Source organism: Deferrisoma palaeochoriense (genome assembly GCF_054656955.1).
The window spans coordinates 1-606 of record NZ_BAAHXI010000170.1 but is presented as its reverse complement, the minus strand read 5'-3'; the positions used below and the strand labels follow the sequence as shown (position 1 = coordinate 606).

Here is a 606-nt window from a genome sequence, read left to right as displayed (position 1 = left end):
TCCATTGCTTGAGCTGCAACGCTCGCAGCCGGTGGCGGACCCACTGGTCCAGGCGTCGGAACACCCCCGGGGTCTCCGCCAGGCGGAAGTACGCCTTCCATCCCAGCAGGAACGCCCGAAGCCGTCTCACCACCTCACCCAGGCTCTGTCCCACCGTGCGCCGCGTCATCCAGCGCACTTTTACCTTCATCGCAGTCATGGCCTTGTCAGCCACCCGGCATCTCACCTCGCCCCCGGGCCCGTACCAAAAGCTATAGCCCAGAAATGATCGGCTCCCCGCCGGCGCCACCGCGCTTTTGGCCTCGTTGACCCGAAGCCGCAGCCGCCCATAGAGCTTCCGCAAAAGCCCCATCACCCGTTCGCCCGCCCGCTGGCTGCGCACGTACACGTTGCAGTCGTCCGCGTACCGCACGAACCGGGCCCTCGCCGCTCCAGTTCCTTGTCCACTTCGTCCAACAGCACGTTGGCCAACAACGGCGACAGCGGGCCCCCTTGCGGGGTCCCCTCGTATCGCTCCACCACCAACCCCTTGGCGAACATCCCCGCCTTGAGGTAGCGGCGGATCAGTCCTAGCACCCGGACGTCCGGAATCCGTTTCGCCAGCCA

General features: G+C 66.3%; 1 pseudogene. It reads right to left on the bottom strand.

The features are described 5' to 3' along the window. Positions 1-606: pseudogene (locus tag ACYQ8L_RS18575) on the bottom strand (reverse transcriptase domain-containing protein); the annotation flags it as partial.